Genomic DNA, 16,426 nt, shown 5'->3' on the forward strand with positions numbered 1-16,426 from the left:
CGGGCCCGGCCGGGGTGGCGTAGGCGAGGCCGGGTCGGCGTAGGTGAGGCCGGGTGACCGGGTGGCCTCAGTGGACCGGGCCCGCCCCCGCCGCGGACCCGCCCAGCGCGGCCAGATCGCTCTTGCGCACCCGGATCACCAGCACCGCGCAGAGCAGCGCCAGCGCCGCCATCCCCACGGCGGCGAGGAAGGAGGTCGCGATGCCGTGGGTCAGCACGGCGTCCGCCCAGGCGTCGGGCAGCCGGCCCGTCCGCGCGAACTCCGCCTTCTGCTCGGCGTCGCCCCGCGCCAGGAAGTCCGCGACCTGCTCCTCGCCCTCGTTCCGGCTGGCCGTGCCGAACACCGTGACCAGGATGGACAGCCCGAGCGAGCCGCCCACCTGCTGGCTGGCGTTGAGCAGCCCGGACGCCGCCCCGGCCTCGTGCGGGGCCACGCCGGAGACGGCGGTCAGGGTGAGCGTCACGAAGTTCAGCCCCATGCCGAAGCCGAAGAGCAGCATCGGCCCGAGCACCCCGGTGAGGTAGGTGCTGCCGGTGTCGATGAACGCCAACCAGGTCAGCCCCGTACCGGTCAGCGCGGCGCCGGTGACCATGAACGGCTTGGGGCCGAGCCGCGGCAGGAACCGCTGCGAGAGCCCGGCGGCCGTCACGATGGCCACGGTGACCGGCAGGAACGCGACCCCCGAGGCGATGGGGGAGAAGCCCAGCACGTTCTGCACGAACTGGACGATGAAGAAGAACATGCCGAACATCGCCGCGGCGAGGCTGAGCATGATCAGGTACGTCCCGGCACGGTTGCGGTCGGCGAACATGCGCAGCGGAGTGATCGGTTCCGGGGCCCGGGACTCGATCACGGCGAACAGCCCGAGCAGGATCACGGCGGCGGCGAAGGAGCCCAGCGTGAACCCGTCCCGCCAGCCGTCCTCGGAGGCCCGGATGAAGCCGTAGACCAGGGAGGCCATGCCTGCGGTCGAGGTCAGGGCGCCGGCGATGTCGAAGCGGCCGGGGTGGCGTTCGGACTCGCTGATGTAGAGCGGGGCGAGGATCGCGATCAGCACCCCGATGGGCACGTTGACGAAGAGCACCCAGCGCCAGTCGAGCCACTCGGTGAGCATGCCGCCGGCCAGCAGCCCGATCGCGCCGCCGCCCGCGGAGACGGCGGCGAAGACGCCGAAGGCGCGGTTGCGGGCGGGGCCTTCGGGGAACGTCGTGGTGATCAGCGCCAGCGACGTCGGCGAGGCGATCGCGCCGCCCACCCCCTGCAGCGCGCGGGCGGCGAGCAGCTGCCAGGGCTCCTGGGCGAAGCCGCCGAGCAGGGAGGCGGCGGTGAAGAGCAGGATTCCGGCCATGAAGACCCGGCGCCGGCCCAGGATGTCACCGGCCCGGCCGCCCAGGAGCAGCAGGCCGCCGAAGGTGAGCGTGTACGCGCTGAGCACCCAGGAGAGGTCGGTGGTGGAGAAGGAGAGGGCGGTCTGGATGTGCGGAAGGGCGATGTTCACGATGGTCGCGTCGAGCACGACCATGAGCTGACATGCGGCGATGACCACGAGCGCCACCCCCGGGCGCCCGTCACGGCCGGCCGCGCCCGGTATTCGGGACGTGGCGAGTTGAGAGCTTGTCACTGAGGATCCCCCCAAAGTGAAATAGTGAACGCAACCGTTCACTGCGGCTCCACGGTAGGAGGCGCGAACTAGGGAACGCAAGCGTTCACTACGGCTGAAAACATGTGCGAAGGCGGGTATGACGGGTACGGCGGGTACGGCCGGGGCGGCGCGTACGGCGGGTGTGTCGGGAGCGGCGGGTGAACCGGGTGAGTCGGGTGCGCCGGGTGCGCTGGGTGTGGCGGGCCCGGTGGCTGCGGCGGGCCCCGTGTCGGCGGTGGGCCCCGTGTCGGCGGTGGGGCGGCGGCGCGGCCCGGAGCTGGTGCAGGCGATCCTCGACTCCGCGCTGGACCAGCTCAGCACGGTCGGCTGGAACGGCCTCACGATGGAGGGCGTCGCCGCCGGCGCCCGGACCGGCAAGGCTGCGGTCTACCGGCGCTGGTCCTCGAAGGCCGACCTCGTCGCGGAGGTGCTGCGGGCCGGCATTCCCCCGGTCGGTGAGATCCCCGACCAGGGATCCGTCCGGGAGGACCTGCGGGTCCTGTGCCGCGGCATGCGCGACGCGATGTACTCGCGGTCCGGTCAGGCGCTCCGATCGGTTCTTCACGAATGCGACAGCGAGAGCGCTTCCCGGTTCCATGAGCTCATCCGGTCGGTCGTCACGGAGCCCTCCGCGCGCCATGTGAAGAGCCTTGTGCGCCGTGGAATCGAGCGGGGAGACGTCCGTCCCGACGCCACCGGCGACTATGTGGCGGATGTGATTCCGGCGCTGATGATGTACCGCTCGAAGGTGTGCGGAAGCGAATGGACGGACGCCGAGATCGTCGAGATGCTCGACCAGGTGCTGGTGCCGCTGCTCCGTCGCTGACCGGCCCGGGGAGCGGGTCGGAGCGGGTCGGAGCGGGTCGGGCGGCGAGCCGGGCGGTGGGTCGGGCGGCGAGTCGGGCGGTGGTGAGGAACGGGCGAGCGGCCCGGGTGAGGGTCGCGCGCAGACGCGGTGAAGCCGGTGCGGAGGCCCGGTGGAGGCCGTGCGCGGGTGGTCCGCGAGCCGTTGGCGGGGCCTTCGCGGGGCCGGGCGAGCGCCAGGGTGCGGACCGGGGTGTCGCAGCGGGCCCCGGGCGGCGTAACCTTGCTGGCGCCATGCCGTACGAAGCACCCACCCACACCGTCGAACGCTCCCTCCGCGCTACAACCGGCGCCAAGGTCATCGCCGGGGTCGACGAAGTCGGACGAGGGGCATGGGCCGGTCCCGTGACGGTGTGCGCGGCGATCACCGGCCTGCGCCGGCCGCCCGAGGGGCTCACCGATTCCAAGCTCCTCACCCCCAAGCGGCGCGACGAGCTGGCCGTGGTGCTGCGCAGCTGGGTCACGGCGCACGCGCTCGGGCACGCCGGCCCCGAGGAGATCGACGAGCTGGGCATGACCGCCGCCCTGCGGCTGGCCGCCGTACGCGCCCTGGAGGCGCTGCCGGTACGGCCGGACGCGGTGATCCTCGACGGCAAGCACGACTACCTCGGCGCGCCCTGGCAGGTCCGTACGGTGATCAAGGGCGACCAGTCCTGCATCGCGGTGGCCGCGGCCTCGGTGATCGCCAAGGTCGAGCGCGACCGGATGATGGCCGGCCTCGGTGAAGTCGGCGGTGGCTGCGAGGAATTCGGCTTCGCCGCCAACGCGGGCTACCCGTCCCCGGTGCACAAGGCGGCGCTCGAGGCACTGGGGCCCACCCGGTACCACCGGATGTCGTGGGCGTACCTCGACGCGCTGCCCCGATGGCGCCACCTGAAGAAGGTGCGCCGCAGCGACGAACAGCTGGAGCTGGAAAACGGAGGCCAACTCGGCTTCGATTTCTGATCGCACCCAAGTGCCACCGACCGGTACGTTTCGTACCGGTGTTTGATAGACATCAACTCATGCCTCTCATACCCGAGGAGCCTCAGATTCCCGAGAGTGCCCAGGGTCCCCGCGTGACCCCGGCCGCAGGCCGCACCGCGCCGACCCCTCGCCCCGTACCTGGTCCGCGTCCCGCCGCCGTCCCGCGGCCCGGCCGCCCCGGTCCTTCGCCCGCCACGGCGGTCCGCCCCGGTGCCGTGCCCCGGCCCGCGCCGCCCGCGCCGCGTCCCGCTCCGCCCGCCGCCGCTCCCGCGGCGCCTGCCACCACTCCGTCGGTCTCCGCCGCGGTGCCGCAGATCCAGCTGATCCCGGCCTCGGCCGCGGGCGCGCTGGACGCCGCCGAGGAAGCCGTCGACCTGCTGCTCGACACCGGCCGAGCCCCCGGCGACATCCTGGTGCTGACCACCGGTGAGCTCCACCCGTGGGCCGCGCACGAGCTGTCCTTCGGCGAAGCCGCCTACTGGGCCCAGCACGACGCCGGCGACGACGTCTTCTACGCCGACGCCGCCCAGGCGCAGCGGGCCGCGGGCCGCCCGGTCGTGGTCTTCGCGGCCAACGGCGGTCCGGCCGACGCCATGGCGACGGCCCTGCCGGTCGCGCTCGCGCGCGCCGGGGCGCTGCTCGTCGTGTGCGGCGACCCCGAGCAGATCAACTCCGTGCTGGGTGCGGGCGTCTGACGCCCCGTACCCGCACGAGGGCGAGGGGCGGGGCAGGCCGCGCGCCGGCCCCGCTGAAGCCCTCCCCACCGGCGGCCCCCCGACGGCCACCCCGGCTCGCCGGCCCCCTGGCGGGGGCAAGGGCCGCTGGGTCACGAACACCCCGGTGCGGACCACTACCACCACACACCGACGGCAGCGGACGGTGGACGACGTGCGACGGACGACACGTGCGACGGACGCCGGCTGACGGCTGACGGCTGACGGACGACGTGCGACGGCCGCCCCGTGGCGGCCGGCGGATGCCGGCCTATGGGTGCCGGCCGGCGGATGAGGGCCGCTCGGTGACGATCTGCGGAGGACGGCCGCCGGGGGTGACCATCTCCGGAGAACGGCCGCCGGATGACGACCGGCGGAGGACGGCCGATGGGGGTGTCGGCCGACCCATGACGACCGGCGCGGAGGCCGGCCCACGTACGACGGCCACCTCGTGAAACAACTGGCGGACGGCACCCGCCCGGTCGCGTCGCCCGCCTGCTGGCTGCCCGGAACGGCAGGCGCGTACGCGCCGACCCGTGCCTGACCGACGCCTGTCGGACGACCCGTACCGACTGGCGCGACACGGGGACGCCCGATGAGGTGGGGGCCCCACGGAGGCCAGCAATTGGCGGACGACCGGCACCCCACCCGGGCGAGCCCCGCCCGACGCCCCCGCGTCAGGCCTCGTCCCCGCCGACCCAACCCCGGGCCGGAAGCCCTGAGCCTCCCGAGCTGCTCCAGGGCTCCACTCCGCCGAGCCAGTGCAGGGCCGCAATCGCGCGGTTCGTCCGGGGCTGTCCAGGGCTTCGCCCCCGAGGGGTCCGGGGCTCGGTTCCGTCGCGCCGGAGCCGGAGCCGGAGCCGGAGCCGGATCGGAGCCGGCGCCGGGCCGGAGGCGGCGCGCTTCGCTCTCGGCCGGTCCGGGGTTCGGTTCCGTTGAGCCCGAGCCGAGGGCCGGAGGCCCTGCGCTTGGCTCCGGGCTGATCCGATCCCCGCCATCGCCGAGCCGCATCCAGGCTGGAGCTCCTACGCTTCGTTCCCGATCGCCTGGGGCTCGGCTTCGCCAAGCCAAAGCTGGGCGGGATGCCCTGCGCTTCGTTCCCAGCCGGTCGGGGGCTTCGTCTCGTCGAGCCGGTGTGGGTCGGAGGCTGCCGTGCTTCGCTCGGGGTTGGGTCGGGGCTCCGCTGTGCGAGCCTGTCCCGGGCCGGAGGCGGCTGTGCTTCGCTCGGGGCTGGGCCCCGGGGCTTCGCTGCGCCGAGCCGGTGTGGGTCGGAGGCTGCCGTGTTTCGCTTGCGGCTAGGTCGGGGCTCCGCTGCGCGAGCCAGCCCCGGGCCGGAGGCGGCTGTGCTCCGTTCGGGACTGGGCCGGGGCTCGGCCTCGCCGAGTCCCCGTGTGGGCCGGAGGGGGCTGCGCTTCGCTCAGGCCAGGCCCCGGGGCTTCGCTCCGCCGAGCCGGTGTGGCCGGAGGCGGCTGTGCTTCGTTCGGGGCTGGGTCGGGGCTTCGCTGTGCGAGCCTGTCCCGGGCCGGAGGCGGCTGTGCTTCGCTCGGGGCTGGGCCCCGGGGCTTCGCTCCGCCGAGCCGGTGTGGCCGGAGGCGGCTGTGCTTCGCTCGGGGCTGGGCCCCGGGGCTTCGCTCCGCCGAGCCAGTGTGGGCCGGATGCGGCTGTGCTTCGTTCAGGGCTGGGTCGGGGCTCCGCTGCGCGAGCCTGTCCCGGGCCGCAGGCGGCTGTCCTTTGCTCAGGCCAGGCCCCGGGGCTTCGCTCCGCCGAGCCAGTGTGGGCCGGAGGCGGCTGTGCTTCGTTCGGGGTTGGGTCGGGGCTCCCGCTGCGCGAGCCTGTCCCGGGCCGCAGGCGGCTGTGCTTCGCTCGGGGCCGGGGCGGGGCTCCGCCTCGTCGGGCCGGTCCCGGGTCGGGAGGCCGCTGCGCCCCGCTCCGGGCTGGTGCAGGGCTCCGCTTCGGCCCCCGCCGGGAACGGCCTGCTCCGCACAGAGCTCCGTTTCAAGCCCGCAGCCTCGCGCCGCTCCGGCCGAGGCGCCCTCGGCGCCTCCCCGGGGCGGTGACCGGTGGCGGCCGGTCAGCGGGCGGCGGTCCGCCGCAGGGCCTCCACCGATCCGCCGCCGGTGCTCAGCGGCAGCGCAACCGGTTCCACCGTCGTCTCACCGAGCGGTTCCGGCCGCGAGTGCAAGGACGGCCGCCGCCCACCACGGCCGTCACCGAGCACCTGCCAGCCCTCGCGGCTGAGCGTGATGAAGGCGCCGCACCGCAGCCCATGGAGGGTGCACGCGTCGCGCAGCCCCCACATCCAGGCCCCGTCCTCCTCAGTCCACCGCTCGTCGCCCTCGCGGCACCACAGCAGCACCGCGGTCCGGACGGGCGTGCGTCTGCGCAGGTCGTGCGGGAGCACCCGACGCAGCCGGGACAGCAGGGCGTTGCGGTACTCCCAACCGTCCGCCGAGGCCGAGCGCTGCATGAACGAGGCGCTGGCCACGAGCCGTTCCTCCGGCCCGAGGACGGCGATCACGGCGGTCGAGGGCACCGGCCGGTGCCGGGAGTGCAGCCCGCTGACCAGCTCCCGAGGATTGCGCAGCAGCGGAATCCCGGACGCCGTCCATTCGGCCGGCTCCAGCAGCCTGCCGTGCCGGCTGGCGCCCGCGGCGGCGTTGAGCGACGAGGCGGCGGGCGGAGCGAATCCGAAGGTCACGGTCCTCCCTTCGGGTACACGCCCGCGAACGGGCACGGCTGGGGTGTGGGCGCGCCGCAGCGCGGCCGTGTGGGTGCCGACGAGCCGAGCGGGAGCCCTCCAATTCTCGCGTGGCGCGTCAGCATGCGGCAACGAGCAATTGGTGCCGCCGACCGGAAATGGACGGTATGCCGTTCATATCCTTGCCCCGCCGCGCCGGACCTGACGCATTCGACTACGGCTGGACGGCGAGTACCAGCGGAAACACCTCCTTCGCACCGGCTCGGCGGAGCAGCCGCGCGGCCACCGCGAGGGTCCAGCCGCTCTCCGCCCGGTCGTCGACGAGCAGCACCGGACCCGCCGCTTCCGCCAGCGTCGCGGCGAGCTCCGGGGGCACGCTCAACGCCTGGTGGAGTCCTCGTACGCGCTGCGCGCTGTTGGCGGCGGACAGGCCGAACTCCGGCAGCGCGTCCGTGTACCGGAGGCTCCCCAGCAGGGGGATCCGCCCCACCTCGTAGATCCGCGCGGCCAACGACCCGATCAGCTGAGGCCGGTGACGGGACGGCACCGCCACCACGCCCACCGGCCGGGCGGGGGCGTCCGCAGCGCCAGAGGCCCAGCCGCCCGGGCCACGCGCCCAGTCGGCCAGAACCGCCACCACCGCCTGCGCGACGTCGTCCGGAACCGGCCCGTCGGGAGCCTGCGCGGCGAGCATCGGGCGCAACCGGTTGCCCCAGCCGATGTCCGAGAGCCGGCCCAGGGCCCGGCCCGGCGCGGCCTGTTCCCCGGCGGGGATCCGGCCCTTGAGGTCCACCCCGACCGCGGCCAGCCCCGTCGGCCACATCTTGCGCGGCTCCAGTTCCACCCCCGGTCGGCCGAGCTCGCCCCGGGCCACCTCCAGCGCGGTCGACGACACGTCAGCGGCGAAGCGGGCGCCCGCGCAGTTGTCGCAGCGGCCGCAGGGCGCCGCCTCCTCGTCGTCCAACTGGCGCCGCAGGAACTCCATCCGGCACCCCGTCGTAGCGGCGTAGTCGCGCATCGCCTGCTGCTCGGCCGCCCGCTGCCGGGCCACCCAGGCGTAGCGCTCGGCGTCGTACACCCACGGCTCGCCCGTCGCGGTCCAGCCGCCCTTCACCCGGTGCACGGCGCCGTCCACGTCGAGGACCTTGAGCATGGTCTCCAGCCGGGTGCGCCGCAGGTCCACGAGCGGCTCCAGGGCGGGAAGCGACAGCGGCCGGCCCGCCTGCGCCAGCACGTCGAGCGTGCGCCGCACCAGCTCCTCCGGCGGGAAGGCGACCGACGCGAAGTACTTCCAGATCGCCTCGTCCTCCGGGCCCGGCAGCAGCAGCACCTCCGCGTGCTCCACGCCGCGGCCCGCGCGCCCGACCTGCTGGTAGTAGGCGATGGGTGACGACGGCGACCCCAGGTGCACGACGAAGCCCAGGTCGGGTTTGTCGAAGCCCATCCCCAGCGCCGAGGTCGCCACCAGGGCCTTGACCCGGTTGGCCTGCAGGTCGTCCTCGGCCTGCTGGCGGTCGGCGTTCTCCGTCTTGCCCGTGTACGAGGCCACCTGGTGGCCGCGGTGGCGCAGGTACGCCGTGACCTCCTCGGCCGCCGCCACCGTCAGGGTGTAGATGATCCCCGAGCCCGGCAGCTCGCCCAGGTGGTCGGCGAGCCAGGCCAGCCGGTGCGCGGCGTCCGGCAACGTGAGGACCGCCAGGCTGAGGCTCTCCCGGTCCAGCGGGCCCCGCAGCACCAGCGCGTCCGAGCCCGCACCCGTGCCGAGCTGCTCGGCGACGTCGGCGGTCACCCGGGCGTTGGCCGTGGCCGTCGTCGCCAGCACCGGCACCCCCGGTGGCAGGTCCGCCAGCATGGTGCGCAGCCGGCGGTAGTCGGGGCGGAAGTCGTGCCCCCAGTCGGAGATGCAGTGCGCCTCGTCCACCACCAGCAGCCCGGTCGCCGCCGCCAGCTTCGGCAGGACCTGGTCACGGAAGTCGGGATTGTTGAGCCGCTCGGGACTCACCAGGAGGACGTCCACCTCGCCCGCCGCGACCTCCGCCTGGATGCCTTCCCACTCCTCGGGGTTGGCGGAGTTGATGGTCCGGGCGTGGATCCCGGCCCGCGCGGCGGCCTCCACCTGATTGCGCATCAGCGCGAGCAGCGGGGAGACGATCACCGTGGGACCCGCGCCGGCCGCCCGCAGCAGGGAGGTGGCCACGAAGTACACCGCGGACTTGCCCCAGCCCGTGCGCTGCACGACCAGCGCACGCCGCTTGTGCGCGACCAGGGCCTCGATCGCCCGCCACTGGTCCTCGCGCAGCCGGGCGGTGCCCGTCGGGTCTCCTACGAGACGGGCGAGTACGGAATCGGCCGATGACCTCAGGTCTGCGTTCATGCACCCATGCAACCCGATGCCTCCGACATCACGCCAACGGCGCCCGGCGGCTGTGGACGTTTCGGTTTCAAGAGTTATCCACAGGGCTTTTGGGATCGGCGAAGGCACGGGACCTTCGAGCCATGACGAAGAACCGCGAACCACGTGACCCGTCCGCCACCACCACTGTCTCCCAGATCACCCTGCGCAGCCCCGCCGAACTGGCCGACGCCCTTCCGTACATGGTCGGCTTCCACCCCGACGACTCCCTCGTGATGGTCGCCGTGCACGGTGAGGGCGGGCGCTTCGGCGGCCGACTCCGTGTCGGCATCCCCGCCGAGCCCGAGGAGTGGGAGGAGACCGCCCGCCTCGTCGCGGACTGCCTCGTCCGCGGCAGCGAGCGGCGCTCCGGCAAGCCCGACGGCATCGTCGTCTACCTCTGCCAGGACCCGCGCGAGGACGAGACCGCCCAGCAGGTGATGGCCCGGCTGCGCCCCCTCGCCCAGCGCGTGCGGATCGCCTGCGGGGCGCTCGACGTGCCCGTCCTCGAAGCGCTGTGCATCTCCGACGGGCGGTACTGGTCCTACTGCTGCCCGGACCCGCGCTGCTGCCCGGCCGACGGCACATCCCTGGCCCCAGCCGGCACCTCGGTGATGGCGGCCGCCGCCACCTTCGCGGGGCTCCAGGTCAGGGGCACGTTGAAGGAGATCGAACGGCGGCTGTCACCGCTGCGGGGCCCCACCGCCGAGGCCCAGGAGCAGGCCCTGGACCGGGCCGCCGCCGCCCTCGTCCCGAGGATCCTCGACGGCGCCACCAAGGAGCAGGTCGGGGCCGAGACCGTGGCCCTGGTCCGAACCTTGGTGCAGCGCTTCACGCTCACCCCGCCCGCCGAGGGCGGGCCCCGCGCGGACGACTGGGACGACGCCCTGCTCTGCCACGACGAGGCGGCGTCGCTGATCCTCGGGCTCCAGGACCGCGAGGTGCGCGACATCGCCGCCGAGTGGATGGAGGGGGAGGAAGCGGCCCCCGCCCTGCGGCTGTGGCGGGCCCTGGCCCGGCGCTGCGTCGGGGCCTACGGCGAGCACGCCGCGGCCCCGCTCACCCTCGCCGGATGGGTCTCCTGGTCCACCGGCGACGAGCCGACCGCCCGGATCGCCCTCACCCTCGCCCTCCAGGCCGACGGTGAATACCGCTTCGCCCAGCTGCTGCACCACGCCTGCAACGAGGGCATCGACCCGGAGGGCCTGCGCCACTGCCTGCGCGAGCAGCGCCTGAGGCGGGAGCCCCGCCGCAGGCGCCGCTCCACCCGACCGCCCGGCCGCCGTCGCCTCCCCCGTCCCCGGAGCCGCCGCACGAGCGGGAGCGACCGATGACTGCCCGGTTCTCGCGGCTCGGCGCGCGGGGGCTCGGCGGGCCGGGACACCCCGCTCCGGCGCCCGGACGGGGCCACAGGACGGTGGCCGTACGGCTCCGCGGGTGGCTGAGGCCGGCCCGGAGGGCGGCGGCAGCCGTGACCCGGGCGGGGGGACCGGCGTTCAGCTCTCGGGTGGCGGGGGTGCGCCCGCGCCGCCCAGCGCATCCGACCGGAGCCCAGACAAGGCGACGCATGGCCCACCCCGTACCCCCGGCCCATCCCCGCGGTGCGTCCGCCTCCGGACCGCCCCCCGCCCCTCAGCCCGGCCTTCCGCACGCCCGGCCACCTGCTGCCGGCTCCGGCTCCGGCCCCGCCACCGGCGGCATCGGCGGCACCGGCATCGGACCCGGCGCCGTCCCACGGCCCGAGCTGCCACCGGTCCACGGGGCGGTCCTCTGCGTCGCCGCGCCCGGTCTGGTGATCTCCCCGGAGCACGGTCAGCTGACCGGGCGCGGCCTCGACGGGGTCTACCACGCGGGGCGCCGGCTGCTCTCCCGCTGTCTGCTGCGCGTCGGCGGTCAGGATCCGGTCGCCGTGCAGAGCCGCAGCCTCGGCGCCGACCGGGCCGCCTTCACCGCGGCCGTGCGCTCCGGTGCGGAGCCCGGGCCGGATCCCGACATCACCGTCGAGCGGGTGCGCCATGCCGACGGGACCGAGCGGATCACCCTGCGCAGCCACCTCGCCCGCCCGGTGCGGCTGCCCGTCGAGATCGCGCTCGGCACCGACCTGGCGGAGCTCGCCGCCGTCGCGGCGGGCCGGGCCGGACCCGAACTGCCCGCCGGGGTCTCGGCGGCGGGGCTGCGCTGGAGCAGCGACCGGGCCCGGTCCGTCACCACGGCCGACCCGCCGCCCGACGACGCCCTGGCGGCAGGCGGGCTGCTGCGTTGGCAGCTGGAACTGGCGCCGGGACAGGCCCGCACCATCGAGCTGCGCACCACCCAGGACCGCGCCTCGCGGGCCCCTGCCGGGCAGGTGGCCAACCCCCTGGCGGCCGCTCGGGCGGAGGGGGACGACCCCCGGGTCGACGCCTGGTTCCGCACCAGCCTCGACGACCTCGGCGCGTTGCTGCTGAGGGACCCCGAGGAGCCCTCCGACGCCTTCGTGGCGGCCGGTGTGCCCTGGCGGTGCGGTCTTGCCCCGGCCGAGTCCCTGTGGGCCGCCAGGATGGCGCTCCCGCTCGGCACGGGCCTGGCCGCGGCCACCTTGCGTGTCCTCGCCCGGACCCAGGCCGGCGGCCGCGGCGCGGACGCCGGGAAGATCCCCGGCCCGCTGCGCGGCGCCGGACCCCCACTGCCCCCCGGCTGCACGGGCACGGAGGCGACCCTGGCCTTCCCCGTGGTGCTCGCCGAGGCCCGCCGGTGGGGGATGCCGGAGGCGGAGCTGGGGGAGCTGCTCCCGTCGGCCGAGCGCTGCCTGACCTGGCTCCGCCGGAACACTGGGGAGGACGGCTTCCTGGCCGACCCCGACCCGCACACCGGGCCCCGGCGCTGCGAGATCCAGGCCCACGCCCACCGGGCCGCGCTGCTCGGGGCCGACCTGCTGGCCGGCTGCGGGCGTCCAGGGGCCGAGGAGTGGCGGGAGTGGGCCGCCGCCCTGCGGCGGCGGTTCGGCGAGGCGTTCTGGCTCGACGGCCCGGACGGCGGCCGCCCGGCCGCCGCCGTCCATCCCGACGGGCGTCCGCTGGCCCGGCTGACCGGCGCCGCCGCGCACCTGCTGGACACCGGACTACTGGGCCGCGGGCAGCCGGCCCCCGGACTCCTCGACCGGATCCGTACCGAGCAGCTCGCCCGGCTGCTGGGGACGCCCGCCATGGACTCCGGATGGGGGCTGCGGGGGATGGCCGTACGGGAGCCGGGACACAACCCCTTCGGTCACCGCACCGGCGCGGTGCGCCCGTACGAGAGCGCCGTCGCGGCGGCCGGGCTGGCCGTGGCCGGCTTCGAGAAGGAGGCCGGGGCGCTGCTGCGCGGACTGCTCGACGCCGCCGAGAAGTTCGGCTACCGGTTGCCCGAGATGTATGCCGCCGAGCAGCGCACCGAGGGCAGCGCCCCGCTGCCGCACCCTGCGGCCTGCCGGCCGGCCGCGGTGTCCGCCGCGGCCGGGATCCACGCGCTGACCGCGCTGGCCGGGATCCGGCCCGATGCACCAGCCGGCACGGTCGCCCTCGCCCCGCTCGCCGGAGCTCCGCTCGGGGCGGTACGGCTGTCCGGTCTGCGGGTGGCGGGGGAGCCGTTCAGCGTGCGGGTCAGCCGGCTCGGGCTCGGGATGGTGGAGGAGGCCGCCGATGCGCTGCAACTGGGCGGCTGAGGATCCGGCCGGGGCCGCCGGGCCGCGTTTCCCGGGCTTCGGGATCAGCAAAGAGCTGTTTATCGTCAGGAAGACGACTATGATCGCGGCATGTCGCCCTACGACCCGTCGGCTTTCCCGCCCTTTGCTGTCACCGTCGACCTGGTCGTGCTCACCGTGCGGCGCCACGCGCTCTGCGCGCTCGTCGTCAAGCGGGGTGAGCCGCCGTTCCAGGGCCGCTGGGCCCTGCCCGGAGGCTTCGTACGCGGTGACGAGGACCTGGCAGCGGCCGCCGCCCGTGAGCTCGCCGAAGAGACCGGGCTGTGCGCCCACGACCCCGGCCGGCCGGGCGTGGACAACGGGGCACACCTGGAACAGCTCGCCACCTACGGCGACCCCAAGCGGGACCCGCGCATGCGGGTGGTCAGCGTGGCCCACCTGGTGCTCGCCCCCGACCTGCCGGCACCCCGGGCCGGTGGGGACGCCAACAGCGCGCGCTGGGCACCCGTGGACGAACTGCTCGCGGCCGGCGACGCCGAAGCCCCCGGCGGACTCGCCTTCGACCACGCGCAGATCCTCGGGGACGGGGTCGAGCGGGCCCGTTCGAAGATCGAGTACTCCTCGCTGGCCACGGCCTTCTGCCCGACCGAGTTCACCGTCGGCGAGCTGCGCCGGGTCTACGAGGCGGTGTGGGGAGTGGCGCTGGACCCGCGCAACTTCCACCGCAAGGTCACCGGCACCCCCGGGTTCCTGGTGCCCGCCGGGGGGACGACCACCCGTCAGGGCGGGCGCCCGGCCCAGCTGTTCCGGGCCGGCGGGGCGACCCTGCTCAATCCGCCGATGCTGCGGCCGGAAGTCTGACGACCCGCCAGTTCATCGGGCCGGTTGCCCAGAAAATCGGACATATCGCGTTATCTTGCGTGGGGTACTCACACTGCCGCAGAGCGGTCTGACTCCCCGCGGGAGAAGCGATGCTCCAGGCCATCGGACTCACCAGTGCACCCCGTCGAGACCTCCCGCCCGCCGTGGACGACCTCACCTTCGAGGCCCCTCCCGGGAAGGTGACCGCACTGCTCGGCGACACCGGGTCGGGCAAGACCACCGCCCTGCGGCTCATGCTCGAGCTCGAACCGGGCCGTGGTGTCACCTACTTCCGCGGGCGCCCCCTGCACCGGGTCCCGCAGCCCGCCCGTGAGGTCGGCGTGTTGCTCGGCGATCTGCCCGGCAACCCGTCCCGGACCGTCCGCAACCAGCTGCGCATGCTGTGCGCGGCGGCCGGAGTGCCGGCCGCGCGCGCCGACGCCATGCTCGAGGTCGTGGGTCTCGCCGGCCTGCGGGACCAGCGGCTCGGTTCGCTCTCGCTCGGCATGGAGCGCCGCCTCGGACTGGCCGCCGCACTGCTCGCCGACCCCTGCACCCTGCTGCTGGACGAGCCCGCCGCCGGGCTCTCGCCCCGCGAACGCAACTGGGTGTACGGGCTGATGCGCAGTCACGCGGCCCTGGGCGGGGCGGTGCTGTACACCACGGACGACGCCAAGGAGGCGGCGCGCAGCGCCGACCAGGTCGTCAGCATCGCCGGGGGGCGGCTCGTCGCCGACCAGGACGCGGCCGCGTTCGCCCGCACGCGGTTGCGCCCGCGGGTCGCGGTCCGCACGCCGCACGCCGCCCGGCTGGCCGACGTACTCGGCCGGGAGGCCCGGGACCGGCAGCGCGCAGTGGAGATCGTGGCGGAGAGCGGCACACGGCTGTCGGTCTACGGCAGCAGCTGCGCCGAGATCGGTGAGACGGCGTACCGGCACGGAGTGCTGGTCCACCAGCTCGCCGACGAAACGGGTGACACCGGTACCCCCGTGCCGCACCCGAGCCCGTCCACCCCCGCACCCCCGGACCCCGACCGCGCGGCCTGGGCCGCACCTCTGCCCGACGCCCAGGCCTGGGCCGACTCCACGGCTTCCACCCGACCACAGGCCGGCGCCGGAGCAGCGGCCCGGCCCGGACCCGAGGCCGGCGACGAGGCCGTCACCGTCCGACCGGCGGCCGGTGCCGGGGCCGAGGTCGGGGGCGGGGTCGCCCCCGTCCGGCCCGCGGCGGGAGTCAGGGCTGAGGTCGGGGACGGGGTAGTCACCGTCCGGCATGCGGCCGAGGTCGGCGGCGGGGCCGCCACCGTCCGACCTGCGGCCGGGGCCGAGCTCGGGAACGGGGCCGCCCTCGTCCGACCTGCGGCCGGAGCCGGGGCGGAGGTCGGTCGTCGGCTCGGCGCCGGGACCGGCAGCCGGCCCTGGGCCCCGGCCGGGCCGTTGCTCGACGCCGGGGCGACGGCTGCCGCCGCGCCGCGCCTCCCCACCTTCGGTGCCGTCCCGGCCCCTGCCTCCGTCTCCCTTTCCGCTCCTGCCTCCGCCTCCGGCTCCGTCTCCGCTCCCGTCCCCATCTCCGCCTCCGTCCCTGGCTCCGCCTCCGCCTCCGTCCCTGGCTCCGCTCCTGTCTCCGCCGTCCCCACCCTCCGCCCCGCCCCGGGTGCCGTCGCCACCCCTGCCACCGCCACCCCTGCCACCGTCGCCGCCGCAGTCGGGGGCGGCGCCGGTGGCGGTGGGATGGGTGTCGGGGTGGGTGGGGTCGCGGGGCGGGCGTGGGCGGGGAGTGGGGTGCCCGTGTGCGGGGTGCGGCGGGTCGGGGGGCCGTTGCGGCCGTGGCGGTACGAGGTGCGCCGCATGTTCGGCACCGCCACGCCGGTGCTGACCGCGGTGGTCGTCGTCGTGGTGTCGGTGCTGGTCTCGCTGGTGCTCGCCCGGGCCGGGCGAGCACCGCAGAGCCGACTGCTCGCCGCCTGGCCGCAGCTGCTGCCGCTGCCCCCGGCCGCGCTGGGCGCGGGGCTGCTCGGGGCGCTGGCCTTCGGGGAGGAGTACCGCTACCCCGCGCTGGCCGCCCACCGGGGCACCGTGCCGCGCAGGCTGGGCCTGCTCGGCGCCAAGCTCGGGGTCTGCGGGGCGCTCGCGCTGGTGCTGGGTGCCCTCGCGGTCGGTGCCGACGCGGGCGCGCTGTGGCTGGTGTTCGGGCGCGGCCCGTTGCGGTCCCCGGCCGTCGAATGGATCGCCCCGGCGGTGAGCTGGGCCGGGCTGCTCGTCGGGTGCGCCTGGGCCGGGGTGCTGGCCTCGGGGGTGTTCCGCTCCGCCCTGGCCGGGCTCGGCGCGGTGCTCGCTGTACCGCTGCTGGTGGTTCCGCCGGTGCGCAGGGCCCTCGACGGGCCGTCCGCCCACCCCGCCTCCGGGCTGGCGGCGCGGCTGCGCGGGCTGCCCTGGAACCAGTGGCCGCCGGAGGCGGACCGGCTGGTGCGCGGGGCGGTCCGGGTGCTGGCCCAACCCGTCGGGGCCGCGCTGACGTTGTCGGTGATGGTCCTCTTGTGCGCCTATGGGTTCACCGGTCTGCGCAGCCGCGTCCGGTGGTGACCGCAACTCCTCGCAAACAGCACGGTTCTTTACGATAAGTCGTCAAT

Annotated in this window: 10 protein-coding genes; 7 read left to right on the forward strand and 3 right to left on the reverse strand. The window is 75.5% G+C overall.

Going from position 1 to position 16,426, the window contains the following annotated elements:
* Window positions 1-67: 67 nt before the first annotated feature.
* A complete protein-coding gene (locus tag LG632_RS12690; protein ID WP_226727117.1) occupies window positions 68-1,621 on the reverse strand; it encodes an MFS transporter in 1,554 nt (517 codons plus the stop codon).
* Between the two features lie 265 nt (window positions 1,622-1,886).
* Here LG632_RS12690 and LG632_RS12695 point away from each other — a divergent pair, with 265 nt between their 5' ends.
* From LG632_RS12695 to LG632_RS12705, 3 genes are all read left to right on the forward strand, one after another.
* On the forward strand, window positions 1,887-2,468 hold the full coding sequence (locus LG632_RS12695; RefSeq protein ID WP_226727118.1) for a TetR/AcrR family transcriptional regulator: 582 nt from the start codon (window positions 1,887-1,889) through the stop codon (window positions 2,466-2,468).
* Between the two features lie 272 nt (window positions 2,469-2,740).
* Complete coding sequence (gene rnhB / locus LG632_RS12700; protein WP_226727119.1) at window positions 2,741-3,451, forward strand: ribonuclease HII; 711 nt, start codon at window positions 2,741-2,743, stop codon at window positions 3,449-3,451.
* A gap of 59 nt (window positions 3,452-3,510) precedes the next feature.
* Window positions 3,511-4,167 carry a hypothetical protein gene (locus LG632_RS12705; protein WP_226727120.1) on the forward strand — a complete coding sequence of 219 codons (657 nt, stop codon included), beginning with the start codon at window positions 3,511-3,513 and terminating at the stop codon, window positions 4,165-4,167.
* 2,089 nt (window positions 4,168-6,256) lie between these two features.
* On the opposite strand, the gene LG632_RS12710 is transcribed toward LG632_RS12705, so the two are convergent.
* Together LG632_RS12710 and LG632_RS12715 are read right to left on the reverse strand one after the other, a co-directional pair.
* On the reverse strand, window positions 6,257-6,883 hold the full coding sequence (locus LG632_RS12710; RefSeq protein WP_226727121.1) for a hypothetical protein: 627 nt from the start codon (window positions 6,881-6,883) through the stop codon (window positions 6,257-6,259).
* Window positions 6,884-7,097: 214 nt separating this feature from the next.
* Complete coding sequence (locus tag LG632_RS12715; RefSeq protein ID WP_226727122.1) at window positions 7,098-9,257, reverse strand: RecQ family ATP-dependent DNA helicase; 2,160 nt, start codon at window positions 9,255-9,257, stop codon at window positions 7,098-7,100.
* A gap of 122 nt (window positions 9,258-9,379) precedes the next feature.
* Between LG632_RS12715 and LG632_RS12720 the strand changes: the two genes are divergently transcribed.
* From LG632_RS12720 to LG632_RS12735, 4 genes are all read left to right on the forward strand, one after another.
* Window positions 9,380-10,609: a DUF4192 domain-containing protein gene (locus LG632_RS12720; protein ID WP_226727123.1), complete on the forward strand. Its 1,230-nt coding sequence runs from the start codon at window positions 9,380-9,382 to the stop codon at window positions 10,607-10,609.
* A gap of 233 nt (window positions 10,610-10,842) precedes the next feature.
* On the forward strand, window positions 10,843-12,957 hold the full coding sequence (locus LG632_RS12725) for a glycogen debranching N-terminal domain-containing protein (protein WP_226727124.1): 2,115 nt from the start codon (window positions 10,843-10,845) through the stop codon (window positions 12,955-12,957).
* Window positions 12,958-13,047: 90 nt separating this feature from the next.
* Window positions 13,048-13,797 carry an NUDIX hydrolase gene (locus tag LG632_RS12730; RefSeq protein ID WP_226727125.1) on the forward strand — a complete coding sequence of 250 codons (750 nt, stop codon included), beginning with the start codon at window positions 13,048-13,050 and terminating at the stop codon, window positions 13,795-13,797.
* Window positions 13,798-13,907: 110 nt separating this feature from the next.
* Window positions 13,908-16,379 carry an ATP-binding cassette domain-containing protein gene (locus LG632_RS12735; protein WP_226727126.1) on the forward strand — a complete coding sequence of 824 codons (2,472 nt, stop codon included), beginning with the start codon at window positions 13,908-13,910 and terminating at the stop codon, window positions 16,377-16,379.
* Window positions 16,380-16,426 lie beyond the last annotated feature (47 nt).

This window comes from Streptomyces antimicrobicus, assembly GCF_020532625.1.
In the GTDB taxonomy this organism is placed as follows: Bacteria; Actinomycetota; Actinomycetes; order Streptomycetales; family Streptomycetaceae; genus Streptomyces; species Streptomyces antimicrobicus.